At 37.5% G+C, this 7,576-nt stretch carries 5 protein-coding genes; 1 reads left to right on the forward strand and 4 read right to left on the reverse strand.

Features of this window, described 5'->3' with window-relative positions; all coding sequences use genetic code 11:
• Positions 1-53 precede the first annotated feature (53 nt).
• The gene (locus NF867_RS03375) at positions 54-1,754 is read left to right on the forward strand and encodes a tetratricopeptide repeat protein (RefSeq protein ID WP_252586136.1); all 1,701 of its coding nucleotides are present in this window, start codon (positions 54-56) and stop codon (positions 1,752-1,754) included.
• 84 nt (positions 1,755-1,838) lie between these two features.
• On the opposite strand, the gene NF867_RS03380 is transcribed toward NF867_RS03375, so the two are convergent.
• From NF867_RS03380 to NF867_RS03395, 4 genes are all read right to left on the reverse strand, one after another.
• Positions 1,839-2,909, reverse strand: coding sequence for an acyltransferase family protein (locus tag NF867_RS03380; protein ID WP_252586137.1), 1,071 nt, complete (start codon positions 2,907-2,909; stop codon positions 1,839-1,841).
• Between the two features lie 83 nt (positions 2,910-2,992).
• Positions 2,993-5,212, reverse strand: a complete 2,220-nt coding sequence (locus NF867_RS03385) for a glycoside hydrolase family 3 C-terminal domain-containing protein (protein ID WP_252586138.1) — start codon at positions 5,210-5,212, stop codon at positions 2,993-2,995.
• Positions 5,213-5,428: 216 nt separating this feature from the next.
• The gene (locus tag NF867_RS03390) at positions 5,429-7,075 is read right to left on the reverse strand and encodes a DUF6377 domain-containing protein (protein ID WP_252586139.1); all 1,647 of its coding nucleotides are present in this window, start codon (positions 7,073-7,075) and stop codon (positions 5,429-5,431) included.
• Between the two features lie 32 nt (positions 7,076-7,107).
• Positions 7,108-7,290: a hypothetical protein gene (locus tag NF867_RS03395; protein ID WP_252586140.1), complete on the reverse strand. Its 183-nt coding sequence runs from the start codon at positions 7,288-7,290 to the stop codon at positions 7,108-7,110.
• Between the last annotated feature and the right edge of the window lie 286 nt (positions 7,291-7,576).

Below are 7,576 nucleotides of genomic sequence, written 5' to 3' on the forward strand. Positions count from 1 at the left end.
CAATTGCTACATTTTCATAACATTGTAAGTTCTTAACATAAAGCATCAGTTCAGTGAATTATTCCCTTTCCGATCATTCATTAAGCCATAAAAAAAATAGAATTGATTTACTTTCAAAACAGTTCATATTACTAATTTTTACATTTCTTCTTAGTTTAAATTGCTACAGTCAGATTGCTAACACTGATAGTCTGGAAGGAGCCTTGTTACGTACCGACGACCCTAAGGAACGATTAAATATCACCTTATTACTCTCAGAGCTTAGTATTAACACCTTTCCTCAGCAATCCTTTAAATATGCAGATGAAGCGCTACGACTTGCAGAAAGCCTTGGCCCCGATTCATTGGTATACAAAGCGAATTTTTACCTGGCTACTGCATATCTCGAATTGGGTAATTACCCCAGAGCGTTACAACTGTATCAAAAACTAATAAAGGATGCTCAAAAATACATCGGTTTAGACATGTTATCGAGGATAAATGGCAACATCGGTAACATCTATTATTTTCAACTTGACTTTAATAAGGCCCTAACCTATTATAATGAAGCATTAAAAGGTTTTACCGTTACGGCAGCTGAAACCAATCGTAAAAAGATTCTTTTGCGTGCTACACTGCTCAACAACATTGGTAATTGTTATAATGAGGAAAAAGAATATGATAAAGCAGCCGCCTTTTATAACGAATCGCTTGGTCTTAATAAAAGGATCAACCATTTAGGGGGCATTGCCAATGTGCTTACCGACATGGGACAGCTGTACCGAAATCAGGGACAAGATGATCTGGCTCTTAAATATTACAACGAAGCGTTAACTCTTCGCAAAAACAACGACGACAAGCTCGGCTTGGTTCGTTCATATATTAAAATTGGCGAATTGTACTTTAGTCAGCAAAAAGATTTAAACACCGCTGAAAAATATTTTAAGGATGCAGTTGATTTAGGTAGTAGTATCGGTGCATGGGAAACTGTTAATGAGGCCTCTTCTTCATTGTATAAATTGTATAAAAAGCAAGGTAAGTATAATGAAGCTTTACAATCATTAGAATTAAACAAACAGGTAAATGACAGTTTGTTTAACCAGGAGCGTACCCGAAAAATAGCCGAACTCGAAATGCAATTTGATTTTGATCAGAAAAGACGTTTTTTAGATGCCAATCAAAAAGAAAAAGAACTCTACTATTGGATTGGGGGAATTGGCCTTTTACTTTCATTAACCATTGTTTCACTGCTCTTTTTGTTGCAACGCAATAAAGCTCGCAACGCTCAGCTCGAGCAACTTAAACTACAATTAGAGAAACGCAACCTCGAGGATAACCTGAAAATTAAGGATAAAGAACTGACAACCAATGTCATTCATCTTTTAAATAAAAATGAACTAATCAACACTATTTCCACAAAACTGGTTGAACTGAAAAAGGAAGTGGGTGAGGATTCACAAAAGGCTGTTCAAAAAATAATGCTTGATCTGCAGTCGAATCTTCAGCCCGAATTATTGGAAGAGTTTGAATTCCGGTTCCAACAAGTTCACGAGAAGTTCTATAAAAACTTAAATGAACAATTTCCGAATTTAACGCCAAGTGAACGCAGGTTATGTGCTTTTCTTAAGCTGAATATGACCACCAAAGAGATTTCGGCCATTACTCATCAAAATGCAAAATCAATAGATGTAGCTCGTACCCGACTTAGGAAAAAACTGAATTTAACGGGAACAGACCATAATTTGGTAAACTTTCTTGCTTATCTGGACAATTAAGTTGATTTAAAACAAAAGAAACTAATAAAAAGCCAAAACCTTATCAATAATATTAATTGATAAAGTTTTGGCTTTTTTATCAGTTTAGCCAATTACCTGCTCTACCTCCTTATTTTTCGAAAGTTTTTGTTTCAACCAATTTCTTATAGGTTCATCATATAGTTTTAATGCTGCATAGGCCAAAACAATACAAAATATAAACAATGCAGCTCCTACATAAAACATCATGTTATCTGCAGGTTTTTCTTTATAAAACCACCCTATATAAACATACATAAAAGGATAGTGCAGGATATAAATAGGATACGATAGATCTCCGGAGAATTTGCACACTTTAGCAAGCCAGCCTTTCACTTCCCCACCTGCTCCTGCAGCCACAATTAGCGGAAATGCCAGAATAATACAAGCTGCTTCATATAGTCCGTTATATTTTGGGTGAGGTAAACATAGCAAGACAATTAAAGCAACCGAGCACAGAATATAAGCATGCTTAAGCTTGATCAACTTTCCTGAGCGGAACAACAACAATCCGGCAAAAAATGGAAACATCATCCGGGTAACACCTGTCCAAAAAGTTTCAAAGCTCCAGCCGGTAGCAATGTCGTTTCTGTAGATAGCAACAACAGCCAACGCAATACCACTGATTGTTACCAAAATCGACAAAGCCGTTTTATTCATTTTCCTGCCTACTAGCGCATAAATAATATTAGCGAGATACTCTTGCAAAAGCGACCAACACGGTCCATTTAACGAATGTGTTTCTCCCCACCCCCTAACATCAGGTCCGGGAATTAACGTAAAGCCCAACAGCACTAATCCGCTTAGTTTTAGCCAACCCCAATTATGAAATCCATTGGTATAAGGGTCGAGCCAAAAGCCAATTCCGCCTAAAATAACACCTAAAGTCACCAGGGGATGCAGACGAACCAATCGAATTTTGAAGAAATCGATGACATTCATTTTTGCCCAGCGGTCATCATAGGCATATCCTACCACAAAACCTGATAACAAAAAGAAAAAGTCAACAGCTAAATAACCATGATGAATCGGATGAATGGAATAATCGATGTATTTAGCTTCATATAAATGAAAGATGACAACCAGAATGGCGGCTGTTCCTCGTAAGCCGTCGAGGATAGGAAAGTGTGGTTTCACAGATATTGAATAGTTTTTGGTTTAAAGCTCAAGTTAAAAAACAAAATAAAAAGCCCCCCTATGGAGGAGGGGCTTTCCAATCGTTATTTTAATTTAAATGCCACTTTGGTTTTAATATCCGAAGATGAGGCACCAATCAGTGCTTCAAAATCACCAGGTTCTGCTACCCAATCATGTTTTTTATCATCAAAGAAACTCAAGGCTGACTTATCAACGGTAATAGAAACTGTTTTGCTTTCACCGGCTTTAAGAGCTACTTTTTCAAAACCTTTAAGTTCTTTAACCGGGCGAGGCAATGACGATTTTAAATCAGTGATGTATAATTGAACCACTTCGGCACCATCGCGCTTGCCAGTATTTTTCACCTCCACATTAAAGGTAATTTTATCATCGGCAGTAAGCTCTTTTTTATCGGCAGTTACTTTCCCGTATTCAAAAGTGGTGTAACTTAAACCATGACCGAAGCTGAACAAAGGCTTAATTTTTTGTTTATCAGCATAACGGTAACCTACAAATAAGCCTTCACGATAAGTTTGCTCGTTATTTTTTCCAGGGAAATCACCTAAAGCATGCGCACCGTTATCAGTTAATTTTACAGGAAAAGTGAAGGTCAATTTACCCGATGGGTTAACATCACCTACTAATACTTCAGCCAGAGCATTTCCAGCTTCGGTACCCAAAAACCATCCTTGTATAATGCCCGGAACTTCATTGACCCATGGCATGGCCACTGCATTACCCGAAATATTAACAAATACCAGGTTCTTATTTACCTTCACTAATTCGCTAACTAATTTATCCTGATCATAAGGAAGTTCAAGGCCTTTACGGTCAGCGCCTTCAGCATCCTGATGATCGCTTTTGTTTAGGCCACCGATAAAGATTACTACATCAGCAGATTTAGCCACATTGATAGCCTCGGCCTGCAACTCTGCCGCAGAACGTTTTTCTGCTAAATTCTGTCCCGAAGCAACGCCGTTATAGCTCCCTGAAGCATCACCTACATAACCACGGGCGTAAACGATCTCGGCTTGAGAACCAATTCGTTTCTTTAATCCATCCAATGGCGAAACTTCATATTTTGCTTTCAAAGAAGAACTTCCTCCTCCCACAGTCATCATCTTAATAGCATTCTCACCAATTACAGCAATCTTCTTTGTTTTATTCAGGTCAATTGGAAGCATATTGTTTTTGTTCTTTAAAAGCACAATCCCTTCTTCAGCAATCTTACGACCGACTAAAGCATGCTCTTTAGTAGCAAATGAACCATATGGTCTGTTCCGGTTCATCGTTGTTAAAAACGATAAACGAAGAATACGACGAACCTTTTCATCCAACTCCTCTGTTCCTACTTTACCGTCTTTAATTAATTTTAAATAGGGTTGAGCTAGGTAATAGTTATCGTAGGCATTACTGGTTCCCCATGATAAACCATTTGTCCAGGTACCAAACTCCATATCCAAGCCGTTATGAATTGCCTGATTAAGATCGTGAACACCTCCCCAGTCAGAAATCACAACTCCTTCGAAACCCCATTCTTTACGCAAAATATCTTTCAATAAATATTCGTTGTGACAACACTGCTGTCCTTTGTACTTGTTGTAAGAACCCATGATGGCCAAAGCTCCGCCTTCCTGAATTGCAGCTTTAAAGGCAGGTAGATAAATCTCATACAATGTTCGGTCATCAACATTTACATTTACCGTGTTACGATCAGTTTCCTGATTGTTCAATGCAAAATGCTTAACACAAGCTGCTACACCATTTTGTTGTACTCCTTTAATGTAAGGCACTACCATTTGACCTGACAGGAAGGGGTCTTCGCCCATGTATTCAAAGTTTCTTCCGTTTAATGGTGAACGATAAATATTTACACCCGGGCCCAGCAGAACGTTTTTATTACGGTAACGTGCTTCTTGTCCTATTGAATTACCATATAATAAGGCCATATCTCTATTCCAGGTAGCGGCTAAACAAGTAAGCGCAGGGAAAGCCGTACACGAATCATTCGTCCAACCTGCTTGAGACCACTCATCCCATAAAACCTCTGTACGAATACCATGTGGACCGTCAGTCATCCAGTTTTCCGGAATCCCTAAACGGGGCACTCCAGGTGAGCTAAATTTCGATTGAGCATGACACATGGCAATCTTCTCCTCCAATGTCATTTTAGATAGTGCATCTTCCACTCGTTCTTTAATAGGTTTACTATCATCTAAATAAACGGGAACTTTATTTTGCCCGAAAACACTAACAACGCTACCAAATAATAAGGCAACAGCTATAAGAGTATTTTTTCTCATAATTATAGAACTAACAATAGTTTAATATTTTTCAAATTGGTTGCAACTCAGCTATAGGAGTAACTGAGCTTAATTACTTGAAGTTAAAACTAGAGAAATAAAATTGGGCTAAAACGTGTTGAACAAAAAAAGTAGCGAATTAACATTATCAAACCGCTGATATTCAACAAACTAAACACAAAGCCAGAGATAAAAAAGTAGTAAAAAACAATGCTTTTAGGCTGATTTTTCAGTTAGCGAGCCTATTTTAATCACCATTCTTTCAAATTCATCACGAGAAACGGCGGCCTTATTTCGGGCTTTTGTTCGATAGTTGTAAATAGTACTTAACGAATACCTAAGAAATGCAGCTATCTTAACACTGTCGTTAATACCTAAACGAATCAAGGCGAAAATTCTTAATTCGGTATTTAGCAATTCACCCGGTTTCAAAACTATCTGCTCATCGTGTATCAAAAGGGCATTGAAGTCTTTAACAAAGGTTGGATAAAGATTCAAAAAGATATGATCGAAGTTATGGTAAAGCTCATCCAGCTCATTGTCAACCACAGTGGTCGATTTTAACATTTTATACAACTCATCCATCTTTTTATCACTTACCTTTTTGTTCAGGTCTTTCCTATAGTTTTCCAGTTTATTTATATAGGCCGAACAGAGGTCGAAGAAATGGGCAATATATTCTTCTTTAATATGGTTAGATTCTGATAACTCCGAATTGATATGGTGTAACTGTTCGTTGGTTTGACCAATTTCCTGATTAAGTTTGGCCAGTTTTTCATTCGTTTGATGAAGCTCCACTCTAATCCTCGAAACCTTTCTCATCTGTCGATAAACGTAAATTATCGATAACACCAAAAAAACCGATAGCAAACTAATAACAATCAGATAACTTTGAAGCTGACTTTTACGCTTAGCTTCCTTCTGGAGGTAAGCCGTATTGATAATGGTATAAAACGATGATAATTGGGTTGTACGAAACTGAACATTACAAAATATAGCATCTTCAATAGCCGATTGAACGAATTTATAAGCCAAATCAATATTGCCTTCCCTGAAACTTATAAGGGCTAAATTCTGTATCGATGCTTGATCCTTAGTTGCGCATTTCAAATCAGCAATTGCCGACAGCATGAAATATTTTTTCTGCAAATCAGTAGTTTGCCGGCTTCTATAAATAGCTCCTAATAAATAAGTAACCATCGCATAGTCCGGACTATCAGGTTTTACAATTTTAAAAAGAGGCAGTAGTTCCTGTTCGGCAATTTTTAAGCGATTATTATTAACATGCTGTTGAGCCAGTGTAATTTTATACCGAATTAATGAAGTATCCAACACCGAAAGCAAAGAATCACGATAACTACTAATCTCTTTAATATAAGCCTCGTTGTAGCTATTAGTGGCATAATGTTCTAAAAAGCGAAACTTTGCTTCATAATAATCAGCCAATGCAACCTTTGAAAGCAATCTGGGGTTTATATTATTTAATACCGATTCCGACTCGCGGTACTTGCCAGAAAATGAATATAGAAGAGCCAATTGAAGCTTCGAATCATTGATCAGGTCAAAATTCTTTAATTGTTCAGCAATTACAAGGTTTTGCTTAACATAGAAAATTGCTGTATCCAGTTTAAACTTTCGATACTCCTTAATCAAACTATTATTAAGCTGATAGTCTTGTAGTAAAGAAAACCCTTGCCGATTCACACTTTTCAGGCCTGCAATACGAGCTTCTTTCTCTTTTACATATTGTTGTTTATTGTTTAATATATCGTTTAGATGAGCGGCAATTGAATCAATAGAATTATCAGCATGAGCTGTATTGATCATTAAAAACAAAAAAATAAACAATAAACCGTTTCTCATTTTAAAAGGTCCCAAAATTTGAAAGGCCTAATTTACAATTGCGCAAATTGAACCGCTGCAAAAATGTAAATTTTGAACATCAAATTATCTTGCTGAAATAAAAAATCAAGTCGAAAATCTTTAGCAAGCTCTAGCAAACACCATTCAGCCCCGCTTTCCATTGCAAGTCCTCGCCTGCCCGACACAAAGCTAGCGCCTGGCTGCGGGCTTTCCATTGCAATCGGGTTTAGGGTGGGACAAGCAGAATGCCATTTATTAGATGTTGGAAATGGCTAAATTGTTCTATTGGGTCATATTGTTAAAAACTAAACCACAGAGTTGCACAGCGTTGCACAAAGTACTTTACCTGTGAAAGCCTTTGCGCCTGTGCACCTCTGCGGTTATCCTTTTATAACCATAAAACAATTTAGCAATTTGACCATTTAGCCAAGGCTATAAACAAACAAAGCCCCGCATTGCTGCAGGGCTTGTATAAAAATCGGCACCGACCTACTCTCCCAC

It is taken from the genome of Solitalea agri (genome assembly GCF_023914155.1).
Classification (GTDB): Bacteria; Bacteroidota; Bacteroidia; order Sphingobacteriales; family Sphingobacteriaceae; genus Solitalea; species Solitalea agri.